The sequence below is a fragment of the Burkholderia sp. AU38729 genome, assembly GCF_020419725.1.
GTDB lineage: Bacteria > Pseudomonadota > Gammaproteobacteria > Burkholderiales > Burkholderiaceae > Burkholderia.
The window spans coordinates 318,830-335,572 of sequence record NZ_JAIZQO010000006.1 but is presented as its reverse complement, the minus strand read 5'-3'; the positions used below and the strand labels follow the sequence as shown (position 1 = coordinate 335,572).

The 16,743-nt window shown below is 63.2% G+C and carries 13 protein-coding genes; 6 read left to right on the top strand and 7 right to left on the bottom strand.

The features are described 5' to 3' along the window. The first annotated feature begins 10 nt into the window (after positions 1 to 10). Complete coding sequence (locus LGM56_RS18365; RefSeq protein ID WP_226206208.1) at positions 11 to 1,411, top strand: efflux transporter outer membrane subunit; 1,401 nt, start codon at positions 11 to 13, stop codon at positions 1,409 to 1,411. Between the two features lie 102 nt (positions 1,412 to 1,513). Here LGM56_RS18365 and LGM56_RS18360 read toward each other — a convergent pair whose 3' ends face one another. Beyond that, positions 1,514 to 3,934 carry an AsmA family protein gene (locus LGM56_RS18360; protein WP_226206206.1) on the bottom strand — a complete coding sequence of 807 codons (2,421 nt, stop codon included), beginning with the start codon at positions 3,932 to 3,934 and terminating at the stop codon, positions 1,514 to 1,516. A gap of 251 nt (positions 3,935 to 4,185) precedes the next feature. Between LGM56_RS18360 and LGM56_RS18355 the strand changes: the two genes are divergently transcribed. Beyond that, the gene (locus LGM56_RS18355; protein ID WP_226206204.1) at positions 4,186 to 5,991 is read left to right on the top strand and encodes an alkaline phosphatase D family protein; all 1,806 of its coding nucleotides are present in this window, start codon (positions 4,186 to 4,188) and stop codon (positions 5,989 to 5,991) included. A gap of 16 nt (positions 5,992 to 6,007) precedes the next feature. Here LGM56_RS18355 and LGM56_RS18350 read toward each other — a convergent pair whose 3' ends face one another. Further along, positions 6,008 to 6,154, bottom strand: a complete 147-nt coding sequence (locus tag LGM56_RS18350; protein WP_076841491.1) for a DUF3096 domain-containing protein — start codon at positions 6,152 to 6,154, stop codon at positions 6,008 to 6,010. A gap of 927 nt (positions 6,155 to 7,081) precedes the next feature. Between LGM56_RS18350 and LGM56_RS18345 the strand changes: the two genes are divergently transcribed. The 3 genes from LGM56_RS18345 (at position 7,082) to LGM56_RS18335 (ending at position 10,318) form a co-directional block, all read left to right on the top strand. Further along, complete coding sequence (locus tag LGM56_RS18345) at positions 7,082 to 7,957, top strand: phytanoyl-CoA dioxygenase family protein (protein ID WP_089498471.1); 876 nt, start codon at positions 7,082 to 7,084, stop codon at positions 7,955 to 7,957. An 865-nt stretch (positions 7,958 to 8,822) separates the two neighbouring features. Beyond that, entirely contained in the window at positions 8,823 to 8,984 is a 162-nt protein-coding gene (locus LGM56_RS18340) for a hypothetical protein (RefSeq protein WP_226206202.1), read from the top strand. A gap of 65 nt (positions 8,985 to 9,049) precedes the next feature. Next, positions 9,050 to 10,318 (top strand): aminotransferase class III-fold pyridoxal phosphate-dependent enzyme, encoded by a 1,269-nt coding sequence (locus tag LGM56_RS18335; protein ID WP_226206200.1) that lies wholly within the window; start codon positions 9,050 to 9,052, stop codon positions 10,316 to 10,318. 303 nt (positions 10,319 to 10,621) lie between these two features. Here LGM56_RS18335 and LGM56_RS18330 read toward each other — a convergent pair whose 3' ends face one another. From LGM56_RS18330 to LGM56_RS18310, 5 genes are all read right to left on the bottom strand, one after another. After that, on the bottom strand, positions 10,622 to 10,918 hold the full coding sequence (locus tag LGM56_RS18330; RefSeq protein ID WP_226206198.1) for an EthD family reductase: 297 nt from the start codon (positions 10,916 to 10,918) through the stop codon (positions 10,622 to 10,624). Between the two features lie 51 nt (positions 10,919 to 10,969). Then, positions 10,970 to 11,659 carry a hypothetical protein gene (locus LGM56_RS18325; RefSeq protein WP_089498468.1) on the bottom strand — a complete coding sequence of 230 codons (690 nt, stop codon included), beginning with the start codon at positions 11,657 to 11,659 and terminating at the stop codon, positions 10,970 to 10,972. Between the two features lie 203 nt (positions 11,660 to 11,862). Continuing rightward, positions 11,863 to 13,011 carry an MFS transporter gene (locus tag LGM56_RS18320; RefSeq protein ID WP_226206195.1) on the bottom strand — a complete coding sequence of 383 codons (1,149 nt, stop codon included), beginning with the start codon at positions 13,009 to 13,011 and terminating at the stop codon, positions 11,863 to 11,865. Between the two features lie 244 nt (positions 13,012 to 13,255). After that, positions 13,256 to 14,134 (bottom strand): phytanoyl-CoA dioxygenase family protein, encoded by an 879-nt coding sequence (locus LGM56_RS18315; RefSeq protein ID WP_226206193.1) that lies wholly within the window; start codon positions 14,132 to 14,134, stop codon positions 13,256 to 13,258. Positions 14,135 to 14,155: 21 nt separating this feature from the next. Then, complete coding sequence (locus tag LGM56_RS18310; RefSeq protein WP_226206191.1) at positions 14,156 to 15,013, bottom strand: NAD(P)-dependent oxidoreductase; 858 nt, start codon at positions 15,011 to 15,013, stop codon at positions 14,156 to 14,158. A gap of 777 nt (positions 15,014 to 15,790) precedes the next feature. On the opposite strand from LGM56_RS18310, the gene LGM56_RS18305 reads away from it, so the two are divergent. After that, positions 15,791 to 16,420 carry a TetR/AcrR family transcriptional regulator gene (locus LGM56_RS18305; protein ID WP_089498465.1) on the top strand — a complete coding sequence of 210 codons (630 nt, stop codon included), beginning with the start codon at positions 15,791 to 15,793 and terminating at the stop codon, positions 16,418 to 16,420. Positions 16,421 to 16,743 lie beyond the last annotated feature (323 nt).

Below are 16,743 nucleotides of genomic sequence, written 5' to 3'. Positions count from 1 at the left end.
AGGTAAATCCATGACGACCGTTGTTTCCCGCCCCATTTCCGCGCACCGCGCGCTGACTTGTCTTGCTCTTGCCGCGACACTCGCCCTCGGCGGCTGTGCGATCGCCCCGCCCAGCCACGTTGCCACGACGCCCGCCGTTGCGGCGCCCTCGCAATGGGCCGAGACGTCGCCCGGGAACCAGGGCGCCGTCGGCGACAGGTGGTGGCGGGATTTTGGCGATCCGGTGCTCGATCGACTGGTGGACAGCGCGCTCGACGCCAACCGCGACCTGAAGGTCGCCGCGGCGCGCCTCGCGCAGGCGCGCGCGCTCGGCGACAGCGCCGAGGCGGAGCGCCGTCCGCGGCTGGATGCGATGGCGCGTGGCGAACGCGGGCGCGAAAACAGCGTCGATCCGCGTGCGGAGCGCAGCGGCGTCGGCTTGCGTGCCGCGTGGGAAGTCGATCTGTTCGGACGCGGTGCGTTGCTGGTGGACGCCGCACGGTCCGACAGCGATGTCGCTCGCGAGGCGCTCCGCGCGGCCCGCATCGCGCTGGCCGCGGACGTCAGTACCGCCTACTTCGAATTGCGCACGCTGGAGCGGCGCTCAGCGCTCAAGCGCGAGGCGCTCGAGGTTGCGCAAAGGCAGGCGGTCGTGGCGGCGCGCAAATTCGCCGCGGGCCAGGTGACGGCGCTGGATGTCGAACGCTGGCGTGCCGAGCTGGCGCAGGAACAGGCGTCGCTTGCCCAGCTCGATGGCGAACACCGGGTGCGTTTGCACCAGCTCGCGCTGCTCGTCGGCAGCCCCCAGGCGCCCGCGCTCGGCGCGCAAGCCGTGCCGGCCGCACTGCCCGCGCCGCCCGCGACGGTGTTGCCCGCCACGCTGCTCGAGCGCAGGCCCGACGTGCAGCGTCAGGCGCGTGCGCTCGACGCCGCGCTCGCCCGTGCCGGCGCCGCCCGGAAAGAGGTCTATCCGCGGCTCCAGATCGAGTGGGCCGGAACGAAGGAAAGGCTGGCCGCGGTCGGCGATGGCGCCGCGCCTCGCGTGGCGGTCGGCTATGGCGTGTCGGTGACGCTGCCCATCCTCGACGGCGGCCGGATTCGCGCCAACGTCGCGGTACACGATGCGCGCGCGCAGGAAGCGATGGCCGAATACGAAAAGGCCATGCTGGCGGCGCTCGTCGACGTCGAGACGAGCCTGGCCCGATGGTCCGCATCGGATCGCTCGATGCAGGAGTGGCAACGCGCCGAGGCGGCCGGCAAGGTGGCCGCACGCAATGCGGCCAGACTGTACGACGCAGGCCAGGCCGATATGAGCGATGTGCTCGCCGCGCGCCACGCGCACCTGCGGTCCCGCGACGCGCTGGAAACGGCAATCGGCGCGCAATGGGAAGCCGCGGTCGGCCTGCGCCGCACCTTTGCCGGGGCCGTCTAGGCGGCCTGGCCGATGAGCAGCCGCAACGCTTGCGTATCGACGACGCGCGCTGGCTGCACCCACGTCGGCGCGAAGCGTCCGCGTTGCTACCGCACACCTCACTCACTTCGCATGCCGGAGTTCGCCATCCACTGGCGCGGAGGCCGAAGAAGCCGCCGACGGCGCATTCATGTACGCCGGCGCCGCCTTCGTCTTCTGCCGGACGCCCGGCGGTGGCGCGACCGGGCGCCGCTCCATGTCGGCCAGCATCTGCCCGCACGGCAACGGGCGGCTGCGGCCCGGCTGCAGCAGCGCGAGCAGACTGGCGAGCGGGTTCAGCAAGCCCAGCCCGACCGCGGCCCCGCCCCGCGCGATCAGTGCGCCCGCCTTCACCCCGACGTGCGGTTGCTTGAAGGATCCGGTGACGTACAGCGGCGAGCGGAGCGAAATCACCCGGAATCCCTTGGTATGCGGATGGATCGTCAGGTTCATGGTCTCGTCCCGCAGGTTCACGTTGCCGTCCATGCCGATCACCGCATCCTCGGTGTCGAGCGCGAATACGCGCGAGTCGAGCACGCCGTTGGTGGCCACGAAGTCGGCCACGCCGCAGTTGATCTTGACGTCGCGTGTGCCGAACAGTTTCTCGTACACCACGTTGGCGACGTTCAGCCCCGCGGCTTCCATCAGCAAGAGGCTCACCGTGCCGTCGGTCACCAACGTCTTCACCTCGCCGTTGGCAGTCGCGGCGAGCGCCGCCGGCGAATTGCCGGTGGCCGACAACGCGGCATCGCCGTTGACCTCGCCGAGCGCCGTTTGCATCACCGGGAAGGTCGGGAACAGCTGCTTGAGTTTCAGATGCCGCGCCTGCAGCGAGAACCGCCCTTTGAGCGGTACGCCGCTGCCGTCCAGGTGGATGTTCGACGCGAGCGTCCCGCCCGCGACACCGAAGTTCAGCGGGTTGAGCGTCAGCACGCCGTCCTGCATCACGATGTGGGTCGACAGGTCGGTGATCGGCAGGCTCGCGGTCTTGACGATGCGCCGACCGGTGAATCGAACGTCGGCGTCGATCTTCTTCCAGCGGTCCGTGCGAAATGTCTCGACCGGCAACGCCTTGTTCGTGGGCTGGGCGACCGCGGCGCCCCGCCGTGCCTTGCTGGCATTCGTGTCGGCGCCGATGAGCGGCGCGAGGTCGGAGAACTGCAGGAGCCGCGACTCCAGCGTGCCGGACAACAACGGCCTCGGTTCGCGCGACACGTACACCAGCGTGCCGCCGAGATCGCTGCCGCCGACGCGTCCCGTGAAGTTCTCGTACTTGAAGACGTTCCCGGACGCCCGGAACTGGCCGACCAGCCGGCCGTCGGTCGCATAGGGCGAGGTTTCGGGCAGCGTGATGCCCGTGACGTCATACAGCTTGGCCATGCTGGTGCCCGCAAGCCACAGCCGGAGATCGACCGCGGCCAGGTGAGACGGGTCCGTCAGCGTGCCGACGAGCGCCAGGTGCGTATCGCCGAAGCGCAAATCGGCCTGAACCGGAAACGGACGTTGCGCGCCCCGCACGTCCAGCAAATTGCCGATCTTGCCCGTGCCGGCGACCTTGCCCTTCTTGTAGGTTCCCTTGACGGACCAGCCGATCGTGTAAGTGCCGACGCCGGTGGAGGCCGCGGGCGCCGAGGCCGCCGCCCCCGGTGCGGCAGTCGCAGGGGCGTTCGATACCACCGCCGGGCCTGATGCGGCCGGGGCGATGGCGGTGCCGGATGTCGTCGCGGCAGCATGCGAAGCCGCGGCCAACGCTTGCGAAGCCGCGGCCGATGCGCGTGACGCCGCTTCGGCACCCGATGCAGGCACCACCGGTTGCGCCGCACCCGCGTGCGCCTGTGTCGCGAGCTTCCTTTGACCCGCCGGCCCGACGGCCTTTGCCGATTCGTGGTGCGCCAGCGCCTCCTGCTGCTTCATCACCGCGCCGAACGGGATTGGCTGGCCAAGCGTGTCGATCACCGCGCTCAGATCGAATTGCTTCTGCTGGTCGTAGTAGCCGAGATTGCCTTGTGCAAACGCGATCTCATGCAGGTCGAGCGTCCATCGGCCCGATTGGGCGGGCTGCTTGAACTTGAACGTCCAGTTGGCTCGCCCGTCCTTCAGTCGCTCGAGGTCGACGGACGGATTGACCAGATCGATTGCCGGAATCACGATGCGGCGTGCCATCAGCGGCAGCGCCTCGACCTCGAAACTGATCGCGTCCAGCGTGACGAAATACTTCGTGCGCGCCCAGTCGGGGTTGGAGATCGTGACATTGCGTGCGATGAATCGTGGCCATGGCACCCATGCGCGCCAGCCCTGCTCGCTCGCGGGCCGACGCCACCCGACCTGCAGGTCGCCGTTGATGGCGAACTGCCGTCCGATCGCGTCCGACACCTTGTCATCGATCCAGGGCCGGGCTCGATTCCAGTCGAACGTCACGATGACGATCACCAGCGCGGCAAGCGCCAGGGTGACGCTCACGGCAAGCCACGCGGCCGCCTTGCCGACGCTGTGGCCGATGTGCATTGCTCACTCCCGAGTTTGCTGCCCGGTATGCAGCAACGCGCGTTCCTGCATATATGAGCATTCCGCCGGATGGCGTGCGGGAATTCGAAATGGGGTTCTCACGACTTTCCGGTCGTCGCGCTTCGCAGTAACGTTCCGGATCGACTGCTCCCCTGCCGCGCGCCGCGGGAGCGTGGCAAGCTGTCGCGCGCGAGAAGCGGGCGCCTGCCGCAGCGCTTCCCGCCTCCACGGGATGTCGATCGGGAGGATCAATGGATCGTCGCCATTTCCTCAAGTCGTCGGCTTTTTTTACCATTGCGGCCGCCGCCGCCGTCACGCACGACGTTTCACCGGCGCCCCTGCGGGGCAGCCCCGAGCGCAAGCCCCTCCTTCAATTCCCGCAAGGTGTTGCCAGCGGTGATCCGCGCGATCGCTCCATCGTGTTCTGGACGCGATGCGTTCCGGTATCCAGCGGCGTACAGCACGATGCAAAGGGCGTTGCGCGCGCGATCCCGCTGCGACTCGAAGTGTCGACGCGGGCGGATTTCTCGACGCTCGTCGCCAGCGTCCCGTTGCGGGCGCTGGCCCTCTACGACTTCACCGTGCGCGCGAAGGTGACGGCCTTCTCGCCGAAGACCACCTACCACTACAGGTTCGTCGCCGGCGACGACGTCAGCGTGACGGGTGTCGCGCGCACCGCGCCGGCGGCAAACGAGGCCAACGGACGGGTTCGCTTCGCGTGGCTCACCTGCCAGGACTGGAGCGTCAACCACTGGCAAGCGATGACGCTGCTGGCCGACGAGCGCGACCTCGATTTCGTCGTGCACGTGGGCGACTACATCTATGAAACGGTCGGAACCGCTCCTCCCGGCCGCGCCGAACCGGCGCATCCTCCGCTGCACCTGAGCGGCGGCAAGCTGCTCGCGGACGGCCGCGCGTATGCCGACACGCTCGACGACTACCGGACGCTCTATCGCACCTATCGAACCGATCCGCGCCTGCAGACGCTGCACCAGCGCCTGCCGATGATTGCGATCTGGGACGACCACGAATTTTCCGACGACTGCTGGCAGGACCATCAGGTCTACACCAACGAGGAGCGGCAGGAAACCGCGCGGCGCCGCAGCGCCAGTCGCGCGTGGGCGGAATACATGCCGGTGGATTGGGACGATGTGCGCTTCGAGCCGGACAATCCGTCGTACACGAACATTCGCATCTACCGCGATTTTCGTTTCGGCACGCTGATGCATCTGGTGATGACGGACGAGCGGCTGTATCGCGACGACCACGTCGTGAGCGAAGCCGCTATCGCACGTGCGCACGGGCACGACCCGGTGCACGGGGACGATGCGGCCGGCTCGCGCTACTTCGTCAAGCAGGACGTGCTGCAACGTGACGAGGCGCGCGACACCCAGCAGCTCGGCCGCCCGCCGTCGATGCTCGGCCCGGAACAGACACGATGGTGGAAAACCTTGATGAAGGACTCGCCGGCCACCTGGAAAGTATGGGGCAACGAAGTGATGTTGAACCGCCTGTGGTTCGCGATGCCGGGCGCACCCGCGGCGCCGGCGGCCCGCCTCGTGGTGGATTGCGACGCATGGGACGGCTATCCGGCGCACAAGCACGAACTGCTCGCTTACTTGAGGGAGCACGGGATCCGTAACGTCGTCGCGATCACCGGCGACCTGCATGCCTTTCAGGGCGGCGTCGTGCGGGACGATCCCGATCCCGCGACGGGGGTGCCGGTCATCGTCGATTTCGTCTGCGCCGGCATCAGCAGCCTGTCCTTCTATACGTACCTGAAAGCCGCGTGGAACGGCACACCGCTCGCGTCGATCGTGGCGACCCCGGCCAGGCTCGACCGCTTCCTGACGGCGAACAACCCCGATCTGTGCCACGCCGACCACGACGCGCAGGGTTATGCATCGGCCACCGTCACACCGGAATCCTTTTCCGTCACGTTCAACAAGGTGAAGCCGTTGAACCCGGACGGCACCGCGCCCGCGGATGCACTGCTTGGCCGCACGCGATTGACCGTGCCCCGGGATTCAGTCGAGGTACACGTCGAACGTATCTAGACGCCGATGCGGCGCGTCAGTGGAAATGTCCGCCGAAAAGCCCGAGCAATCCAATGACGATCAGGTAGATCGCGACGATGTAGTTCAGCAGGCGCGGTACCACCAGAATGAGAATCCCGGCGATCAGCGAGACCAATGGGCTCCAGTTCGTGAATGTGTGCATGGCGTTGCCCTCATGACAATAGATCGCGAAATCGCTGAGTGAAGCGCCTCGCCGAAACACGACGGGCATGTGTCGTGCAGCGTTCCATTGCGGGCCGGAGCGATTTCCGTGCCTGGCTCAGCGCGCGAGCTCCTGTGAAAATACCGGCATGCCTTAGAGCCATGGTGCTCGCGCATCTCACGGCGCTTCGTCGTGCAGAAGCCGTCACGCGTCGCGATGCCGGGACAGAATTGACAAGGGCTTGAAAAATCGTCCGCGGATCGCGCGCCGGTCGCCGTGCAGCTGCGCCGGGGAAGGATGTCGATCGTGGCGCACGCAACGGCACGGGAACCGGTCCCGTACGCAGGCGCTGATGACGAGCGAGCAGCTTGCGTGCCCGATCACGTGGTTCGCGCCACACTGAGCCCGCCCGTATGCGCGAACCTGAGCGTAAGACTGAACGTGTCGAGGAACGTCGTCGCCGGCGTGGCCATTCGATTCCGAATCATGTCTCGCCACACCACGCCAGGCATGACCACAACTTTCGCATCCACGCCTGAACGACCGCTCTCCTTTCATCCCTACACCATTCAAACGCGACGGGTTAACCATGATCGACCGTCGAAAAACGCCATGTTAACTTCCTCGATCATAAGACTTGGTCATTTGACCTGATTCGTCGCGAATACGCCAGTTCACCGAAAAACCCGGCGAATGCCCTCCTGTCTGTCGCTTCCGGGAACACGTACTGGGCCACCCGGTGGTCGCGACAACGTCGGGAACAACGTGCGCGTTCCGTCAACCGGCGTGACAGGAACGTATCGCAGAAAGCGAAGGCATACGAAGTCAAATGACTCAGTCAAACACTCGACTTGATGTCTGGATCACCACCGAATCAGAACGTGCCACCGCGTCTGATTTACCCGTCCACGCAACTTTGAGGCAAACATGAACGCAAATATTCAGACCATTCAGGACGCGCTCCCCACCGTCTCCAAGCAGACCAGCGCGCAAGAGATCGTGTCGCTCATGAATCAATATGGTGGAGTCCGGATCAAGAATTATCTGACTCAGGAGCAGGTCGCGAACATCAATCGCGAGGTCGATGCGCCGCTCGAGCGGCTTCGCGAAGGGTCGTCGCACGACAACGAACTGATCAAGGAATTCCACGGCACCTATACGAAGCGCCTGACGAACATGGTCACGCACAGCAAGACGTTCGGGGATGTTCTGGATGACGACCTCTTTCATGAACTCGGCGAGGTGCTCTACCGTGAAGAGTCCGGCGACTGGTGGCTTTCGACCGCGCAGGTCATCGACATCGGCCCGGGAAACACGGCACAGATGCTGCATCGCGATGTCGGCAATTTTCCGCCCCTGTGCGCGCTCGGCGTCAACGGGCCGACGGTGTTCACCAACCTCATGATTGCGCTGACGCGCTTCACCGAGGAAAACGGTGCCACCCGAATTATTCCGGGAAGCCAGAACTGGGACGAGGACTACTTCAACAGCAAGGGCACGCCCGACATGACCATTGCCGCCGAGATGGATGCCGGCGACGCGTTGCTGTTCAGCGGCAAGGTGATCCACGGCGGCGGCGCGAACGTGACGAAGAACGAGCGCCGGCGCGGGCTCACGATTCCGATGCAACCGTCCTACCTGACGCCGGAGGAAGCGTATCCGTTCATCGTCGAGATGGACACCGTGAGGCGCCTGTCGAAACGCGTTCAGCGAATCATCGGCTTCCGCTCGCAATATCCCGCCGGCACGCCGGGCCTGTGGCAAGTCGACTACGACGATATCGCGACGCATCTCGGTCTCTGAGCCACGAACAGACGCCTGCATCCGTCCGGGAGGGCCCCGCCCTCCACGGATTCCGTGACGCACATGCGCGGGCCACGACAGCATCACCGCCAGCGAGACACCCCATGAAGATCGACCTGACGAATCGCGTTGCGATCTTGCGAACAATGCGGGGATTGCGCTTTTCCGGGGATGGCCCTCAAGAATCGACTTTCTATTGCACCTCATCCAACTCAGGAGCGTGATCATGGTGAAGCGTTTATTTGTCGCAATCTCTCTCGTTGCCGGGCTCCTTCTTGTATTGAGCCCGGGATTCATGGTTCTCTACCATATCGAGCACTACGACTCGAGCCAATAGCCTCCATCTGGAAAGATCGAACCTGCCGGCGTGGCCTGGCGCGCGGATCGTATCCAGCACGATCCGCGTAGCGCATTGTTCGCGCTTCGATCGTCGGCTTTCTGTCTCGATCCGGCCCGACGCTTAGTGGGTCCATGCATCGCTGACGCGCGGGCCCGCGCGCTGCGGATACTTCCGACTGCGTAGATCAGTCTGCCCCTGCCATGCGTGCATCGTGCGACTGAACACGCCCGTACGCACCACGATCGCCCGCCGCGACACCTTCTGGCGGAAGTACACCGCCGCTCCCCCCAGCCCCCATCCTCACCGTGATCGCCCCGCATCCCTGCTTGAAGGTCGAGCGGGGGTTTTCCTCATGCGGATCAGATAGCGACGTAGCACCGCGCACGCCGGCGAACTGCCGCTGCTCAACTCGCCTCGCCCATCGCCGCGGCATGCCGAGCGAGACGTTGAGCCACTGCTGTGCCGGACTAGTGGAAAACGCCAATTTCCGTCTGGATGACATTTGTAGACACTGGACTTGGTCAAATGACCAATTCAACAAAGGTGACGACAGAAGCAGAAGTGGGTGACGCTGCGGCGCTGCATTCGCGGCGCGAGGCTGGACGGCGCGTCGATCCAACGCCCGGACGCGAGATTTCGGCGGCAGCATTCCCCAAAATTCCGGGGTTCACGCATTTGATCAAATGACTCAGTCAAATGAATCTATATCGGATCTGACGTTCCGAAAACGAATTTTCCACAAGGAGTCGCACATGGACAGGCTGGCAAGGAAGAACGAGTGGTTCGCAAGAGCCGAAAAGGTCATCCCGGGCGGGATGTACGGTCACCAGAGCGTCAAGTACCTGACGGAAGATTTCCCGCTGTACTTCGCAAAAGCGAAAGGGTCCCATCTCTGGGACGTCGACGGCAACAAGTACATCGACTACGTGTGTGGCTACGGCACGAACCTGTTCGGCTACGGCAACGAGCGGATCGAGCAAGCCGCGGCCCTCCAGTTGCAGAAGATCGACACGGCGACGGGCCCCAGCGAGGTGATGGTTCAGCTTGCCGAGGCGCTCACTCAACAGGTCAGCCATGCCGACTGGGCGATGTTCTGCAAGAACGGCTCGGACGCCACGTCGATGGCCATGGTGATCTCGCGCGCATATCGCGAGAAGCGCAAGATTCTCGTGGCGCGCGGCACGTACCATGGTGCGTCCCCGTGGAACGTGCCCTATACGACGGGGATTACCAAGGAAGACCGCGCTCACGTCGTCTACTTCGAGTACAACGACATCGAGAGCCTCAATGCCGCCGTCAAGAGCGTCGACGGCGACGTAGCGGCCATCTACGCCACGCCGTTCCGGCACGAAGTGCTCTACGATCAGTTTTTCCCGTCGATCGAATACGCGAAGGAGTGCCGTCGCCTCGCGGACGAGCAGGAAGCGCTTCTGGTCGTCGACGAGGTCCGCACGGGGCTGCGCCTGTCGCGTGATTGCTCATGGTCGGACTGGGGCGTGCACCCGGACCTCAGCTGCTGGGGCAAGGCCATCGGCGGCGGCTATGCGATCGCGGCGGTGCTCGGTTCGGACAAGGCACGCGAGGCGGCGACGAAGATCTTCGTCACGGGCTCCTACTGGCTCTCGGCCGTGCCGATGGCCGCGGCCATCGAAACGCTGCGCCTGGTACGTGAAACCGACTACCTCGAACACACCAGGCGGTTGGCGGACAAGCTGCGCGCCGGCCTCGCCGAGCAAGCCGTGCGGCATGGCTTCGAACTCAAGCAGACCGGGCCGAGCGTCATGCCCCAGATGCTGTTCGCGGGTGACGACGAGCTCGTGTCGCGCGGCCGGGCGTGGGCTTCGGAAGTCATCAAGAATGGCGCCTATCTCCACCCGTGGCACAACATGTTCTTTACGGCGAGCCATACCGACGAAGACATCGCGCGTACGCTCGAGGCGACCGAAACGGCGTTTGGCGCGATCAAGCAGAAGGCGGCGGCAGTGAGCCGCCTGGATATCCTGGACACGGTGCAGCGTTAATACCGGACGTTCCATGCGCCTTCGGCCCACGGCCGAAGGCTGGTTTGCCCGGTGAATGCTCCCGGCGTCAAAGCCCTGAGTGGCCGTGCGAGCAATCGATACGTCCGGCTTCAGGCCAGGCTCGATCCACTCCCGAACCGCGTTTTCGTCAAGTTCCAGTCGCTCATCCCGTCCGTGGCCGGCCGGCATTCTGCTTCGAAGGTCTTTTCTTCGTCGTCAAGGCCCGAGTGCATGGGTTCACGCGGACACTTTGTCCCAGACCTTCTTGCCCTCGTCAATCAGGTTCGGTCGTCGACGACTCGGTCAGTCGCCGGCGCGGAAGATCGCTGGTTGGACGTTGGTGAAGTTCGGCACATCGCCGACCACCTCGGCTGTTCTGGCCGAAGCCAGCGCGGCGTCGACTCCAGCCTGATCGCTGAAACGCAGCAGCGTGACGCAGGCAAAAGGTTGTGGGCCCGGAGCCGGAAACAGAACCTCCACCGACTGGAGGCCACATTCGCCCCACGCCGCCCGTACGAGCGCGGTGTGGGTGGCAAGATAGTACTCGCGATCAAATTCCATACCCCCTACAGCGGGATAACTCACGATCAAGGTAGCCATATCCGATCTCTCGAATGAATATTCAAATACATTCCCGAAGGAACGCGACAATTACTGCGGCTTTCGCTCCAGGCGGCCAAGGGTATAACCTCGAATCAGATTCCCTTCCTTTTCCTGCACCCGTTCCAGCGCACAATAGGCGTAATACAACGAAACCGACATATAGGACCACGAAAGCAATGCAAATATGTAGAAAATCATATGATCGCTGTCGCCGGGGATATGGAAGAAGTCGTAGATGCTCGCAATGATCTGCGTGGATACGAGTGTCAGGATCACACTCGCAGCATTACGATACTCTCCGGCATTCGCCAGTTTCTTGACAACGTAAATGAGGTAAAGCGAGAACAACGACCACATCACCAGATAGAAATACGGCTTGGGTCCAACCATGAAATCCGCGGTCCACAAAATAACCGTCCCCACCAGCGCACCCACCGCATACAACACGTCGCCGACAATCGATGGCTTATATCGATGCGTAACCGACATCATCCCCGCAACGATGATGATCGGCACGCCGAAGCCTCTTGAAAACGCGTCGCAGAAAAGCGAGATACTGAAAAAAATCGCCTTGTCGGTCAAGGCATTGATCATTAAATTCGTCGCCGAGAACGTCACGACCAGCGACTCGAATCCAAGAAGGCCGTTGCGCTTCCGGAAGTACTTCACGCCACAAATGAACGAAGTCACGATCAACGCGAGATCAGCCAGGCAATAAAGATAGAATTTGAGTTCCATGAAAAATTCCGTGATCGTCGAGATGTTTGTCTGCCGCCACGTTCGTCGTCCACGTTCACGGCAGTTTTTTGCGCTGCCTGTCGACGCGAGACGGCGCTTCCGGGAGATGTCTGCGCCGCACCGGCATGTCAGGCATGCTGGCGCCGCCCAGGTACCGGTGCGGTCAGTGCGGCCGCGCTCGGTTGATCGCTTCGCCGCGCACGTCAGGCGACCGCGGCTTCGGCATGTTTTGCCTTGAACTGCCGGATCGCCACGCTGGTCAGAAAGATCGGCACCACCAGCAACCCGACGGAGAGCCAGCCGACCGCGCGCAAACCGGCCACGCTGAACACCGTGCCGGCAATCGCCGGGCCCACCGTCAGGCCAAGATTGATTGCCGACGCACAGGTCGCAGTGCTTCTTCCGCTGGCATCCATTTGCGAAAGTGCCCCCACCATATAAGGCGCCACCAGCGTGGCGCCGGCACTGACGAGCGCCGTCGACACGAGAAACGCCCACTTGCCGCCCACGCAATACATGCCCAGGCTGCATGCGATCAACAGCGCGAGTCCAAGTGCGATCGGCTTGAACAGACCAAAGCGATCGCCCAGCCAGTTGACTGCCACCCCCACCGGCAACTGGAGGGCCGCATTGAGCATGAACAGCATGCCGAGTTGCTCCGCTTCGACGCCCCGGGTCGCAGCGACCTCAGCGGCAAATCCCATGAGGGCCGTCTGCGAGACGTAGATGAAGAATGCGCTGATCAGGATCCCTCGGACGTCACTGGATTTGATGGCGTCCTTCCCGACCGCTTCCTCGCTTGCGTTGACGGCAGGATGCATGAACGCGCCGAAAAACAGCGCAGCCACGACCACGGCGAGCTGGACGGCATCCACCCCGATAGGACCCATCTTCACATTCAGGATCGGTACGACGTACATCGCACAGGAAAATATGATGGCCATCGCAACGGCGACTTGCGCCGCGACCTTCTCCGGGTGCTTGACGTGTGCAATCACCCCATACGCGCACACGCAGCTGACGCCCAACGCGGCGCCGAGAACCAGCTTCGCGGCGACGAATACATAGAAATTATGTGAAAACATCGCACACGTCGACAGAACGGCAAGCGCTGCCGCAGCGAGCGCACCCGTTCTCTTGTTCAACGTCGCCGTGTGACGACCGAAAAAGATGATGGAAAGCGAAAGACAGAGCAGCACCGCGGACGCGAGCCAGCCAGCGGTGCTTTCGGACAGCCCGAACCGGGCCATCGATTCTTCGATGCTGAATGGGAGCAGATAGGTTGGAGTCCAGACCACGGCCCCTGTATAAAGCAGCGCGATTTTTCGGATTCCCTTGATTTCGACACTCACGATCGACTCCTTGTCGTTTGCACGAATACGAGATCGCGACGAGGCATCGAATCGCCCTCTTGCTCGCATTCATACTGGCACTGTTTCGAAGACTGCTGCATCCAACCGAAAAATCGCAATATCAGAATCGCTCGCTCTGCACCGATCCAGGCATCCCGTCGAGCGGCCACGATGCCTCCAGATGATGGAATCGCCCGATTTCCGCGTGAAAACCGGGCCAGGATTCCATCACCCAACCCGTGCGTTAATCGAAATGCCCGACCTCGAGGAAATCCTTCATCTTCAACAGGTCGTTCGGATCCGACATTTGACCGTTACGCTCGACGAAGCCGGCGAAAGTCGTGCCGTACGTCCAGCCGAGCAGGCGCTGCAGCTCTTCCGGATAGCGCTTCACGCGTTCGATCGGCAGCGTGAGGTACTGGTTTTCTTCCTGCCGGAGGATCGCCAGGTCATACGACATCGTCAGGCCGGTGCGCGGCGCATCGCTGGTGTTCTTGCCGCCGCCGTGATACGTGGAGCCGATGAAGAACAGCGCATCGCCGGCCGACATGGTCGCGGGAATGGCTTCCTCCTGCGTGGGCATGCGCTCGTCGTCCCACTTGTGGCTGCCCGGGATGACGAGCGTGGCGCCGTTTTCCGCCGTAAAGTCCGATACGGCCACCATCACCTGGAACCGGGCCTCGCGCCCATAGTTCGGGTGCCGCCAGAGCCATACGGAATCGTCACGATGCAACGGCTGAAGGCCCTGCCCCGGCAGAATCTGGATGGCTTGCGTCACCCCCACCTGGATATCGGGCGCGACATCGACCTGGTTTTCGCCGCTCCAGATCTTGATCGGCGTCTGCAGGATGCTGCGCGCCGCACCCAGATAGAGCGGATGCAACGCAACCTCGGCCATCCAGTCGGTACGCGCGAAGAGGCGCGAGACGCGACGCGTCTGGGTACCGGCGAAGTAATCGTCTACTCCGTTCGGAGCCGACTCGAGCGTGTCGAAGAGCGTACGCTGGATTCGCGCAAGCAAATCGGAATCGAGAAAGTTCGTGACGATCGCTCCACCATCCTGCCTGACTGCATTGGCAAGATCCTCAGGAGTGCTACCACTTGAAAGGCGCTGCAACGACATGATGATTCCTCCAACAAATTGTCAATGATTAAAAAGCGCGGCGTATCCTCGGTCACCACTGCCTTCTGCAATGGATGACAGGATTCGCTCGCGTAGCGCCTTCAGGATTCGCGGCGGCTGCCCGATATCTTCCTGCGCCTGCTGAAACAGTTCGGTCGCTCGTGCGTAGATGTCGAGGTCCGCTCCGCGCGGTTGATAGTCGGAAGCCGCCACGGACTCGAACAGGCCTTCGATGAAGTGAGTCTGACCGGCGAGATAGTTTGGGATCAGGTCGCGAATCTCGTCGATCGAAATGCCCGAGTTCACCACGAATCTGAGACCTTCCAGGAAGGCTGCGCCGGCACCAAAAACGAACGTGCCCGTCAACCCGGCATCGAGCACGTTCGGCACGTCGGGTCGTGCACCGACGTAGGTGGATTGCGGAGCAATCTTCCGGAGCAGAGGCTCCACTTCGCGCCAGATCTTCTCGTCGCCCCCAAAAAGGATGACGGCGTTCTCGCGGCCGATATCCGGCGGGAAGCACTGGATCGTTCCGCTGATGAAGTTTGCTCCGGCGCCACGCACGATTTGATCCAGCTTCTGGACCTCGGACGGGCGACCCGTGGCCAGATTGACCACCGTTTTCCCTTTCAGGCGCTCGCCCAGCGCCTCGAAGTCCGCCGCGAGGTCAACCGGTGTTGCCGTCACGACGACGATGACGTCCGCCTCATCAAAGGCGGTCGTGGCACGCTCGGCAACCCGGGCGCCCAGTTCGCGCAGACGCTGCACCTTTTCAGCCTTCCTGTTCCAGACGACGACTTCCGCACCATCGTCAATCAGGGTGGCGGCAATGGCGGACCCCATCACCCCCAGGCCCAAGACGGCAATCACATGGCTCATTCGTATTCCCTATCGTTGTCGTTGACCACACTACCGAGAAACATCCTTCGTTCAAGTCAACCACACGAATCATTAGACTTGGTCATATGACTATCAAGCAAGCCGTATGCCAATCGGATCCGGGTGTTCGCCCTTCGTGAAGGGCGGCTAACGCGCACGGTGGTGATGCGCATGCCCCGGCGCGGGGAATTCGCCGCACCAGATGAGGCTCAGCGTCACGATCGCGGTGCAGACGGTTGACTTGATCAAATGACCACGAATCTACAGGCACGAGTCTTATGCTTCGACAGGACATTGGGAATACGGAGTTTCCATTAGCCTCGTCATGCAGGCGCCGCACGAGCCAACGCAGTGGCGCCCATTCCACGATCCGCACGGCTGCTTTACCGTGCACGTGTGAGAGTCACCGTACCTGCGCTGCTCTGCGACGGCCTCATCGAAGCAGGAACGCAAGCACCGCTCGACTAGCGGAGCACCGCTTGATGCGCCGGGCCGATCCACGATGGCGAGTCCGTCTTCTGGTTCAGGGAGCCTGCCGCCGAGTCGCATTGCTGCCGTGATGTTCGTCCTGCGCCGCGGCGCATCGACGCCATCACCATGCCCGGCACGTACCTGCGAACGGCACGTCTCACGACGCCACGGCGGCGCAATATCCGTGGGGGACGATGCCTTGTGTGGCTAGCGAAATGCCGCCCATCGTCATGCTAATATCCGAGGATTCGACTACCCTGCACGGGTAGCGCCTTTGGACGAAGACATAAAACGGAGCGCTGGCCTATGCAGCGAGTACGGGCTGAAGTCCGCCGCCAGGACCTCGTCGCGGCGACTGTCGCGGTGATTGCAGAGCACGGTGTGAAGGGTGCCACGACCCGTCGCATCGCCGAGGCTGCAGGATGCCCACTGGCGTCCCTGCACTACGTGTTTCACTCAAAGGACGAGCTGCTGTTCGCCGTCTACGAGTCCCTGATCGACTTGATCCGCTCGGATAGCCCCGAGCCTCCGGAGCACGGCACCCTGTCGGACCTGGCGGAATTCAACCTGCGCTCCGTGATGACCTGGTTCGAAGCCAACCCGACATACGCGAAGACCCAGTCGGAGTTGTATACGTGGGCGCTCAGGCATCAGCCCGACATGGCCGTTAACGCGCTTCGCATCTCCCAGGAAGGTGCCCGCAGCAATCTGACCACCGCCGAGCCCCGTGCAGATGCCAAGGTGCTGGACGCCATTGCGCGGCTGACCATCGTCCTGGTCGACGGCCTGCTCTTCTCGTGGTTTGCCCAGGAAGATTCGAAGCGTCTGGCAACCGATGTCGACCACGCCTGCAAGATGCTGGCCGCCTACGCGGCGACACTGTCGGACGCGCGCCCTGCCGCCAAGACCCCTCGCAAGTCGGTACGGAAGCACTGAACCGCTGCCACCTGCGCGGAGGCACCGGCTCCCCCCCGGTGCCCTCACAGCGGCAGCGTCGCCGCTTCAAATGACCGCACGGCTCGCGGCGCATGACGTTGCAATTTCACCCATGCGCCGCCCTGCGCGCACGCTCTGCTCGAAGGTGCTTTCAGGAGCCCTTGTTCGCGTTCGACCCCGCACGTTCGACGCGACGTAACGGGCATCACCGAGAATCCACACCGGCTGCGGCCAAGCACCCCGTTTCCATTCGCATCGAAACCCGACGCTCCTGGCAGGCAGCCCTCGGACTTACGTCGCAGTTCTTGCGCTCACGGGTTTAC

Bases quoted from the DNA above. Each gene is read 5' to 3' on its own strand.
- LGM56_RS18350 (WP_076841491.1), bottom strand. From the start codon at position 6,154: ATGCACACATTCACGAACTGGAGCCCATTGGTCTCGCTGATCGCCGGG.
- LGM56_RS18325 (WP_089498468.1), bottom strand. From the start codon at position 11,659: ATGGAACTCAAATTCTATCTTTATTGCCTGGCTGATCTCGCGTTGATC.
- LGM56_RS18360 (WP_226206206.1), bottom strand. From the start codon at position 3,934: ATGCACATCGGCCACAGCGTCGGCAAGGCGGCCGCGTGGCTTGCCGTG.
- LGM56_RS18305 (WP_089498465.1), top strand. From the start codon at position 15,791: ATGCAGCGAGTACGGGCTGAAGTCCGCCGCCAGGACCTCGTCGCGGCG.
- LGM56_RS18345 (WP_089498471.1), top strand. From the start codon at position 7,082: ATGAACGCAAATATTCAGACCATTCAGGACGCGCTCCCCACCGTCTCC.
- LGM56_RS18340 (WP_226206202.1), top strand. From the start codon at position 8,823: ATGACCAATTCAACAAAGGTGACGACAGAAGCAGAAGTGGGTGACGCT.
- LGM56_RS18365 (WP_226206208.1), top strand. From the start codon at position 11: ATGACGACCGTTGTTTCCCGCCCCATTTCCGCGCACCGCGCGCTGACT.
- LGM56_RS18315 (WP_226206193.1), bottom strand. From the start codon at position 14,134: ATGTCGTTGCAGCGCCTTTCAAGTGGTAGCACTCCTGAGGATCTTGCC.
- LGM56_RS18310 (WP_226206191.1), bottom strand. From the start codon at position 15,013: ATGAGCCATGTGATTGCCGTCTTGGGCCTGGGGGTGATGGGGTCCGCC.
- LGM56_RS18335 (WP_226206200.1), top strand. From the start codon at position 9,050: ATGGACAGGCTGGCAAGGAAGAACGAGTGGTTCGCAAGAGCCGAAAAG.
- LGM56_RS18355 (WP_226206204.1), top strand. From the start codon at position 4,186: ATGGATCGTCGCCATTTCCTCAAGTCGTCGGCTTTTTTTACCATTGCG.
- LGM56_RS18330 (WP_226206198.1), bottom strand. From the start codon at position 10,918: ATGGCTACCTTGATCGTGAGTTATCCCGCTGTAGGGGGTATGGAATTT.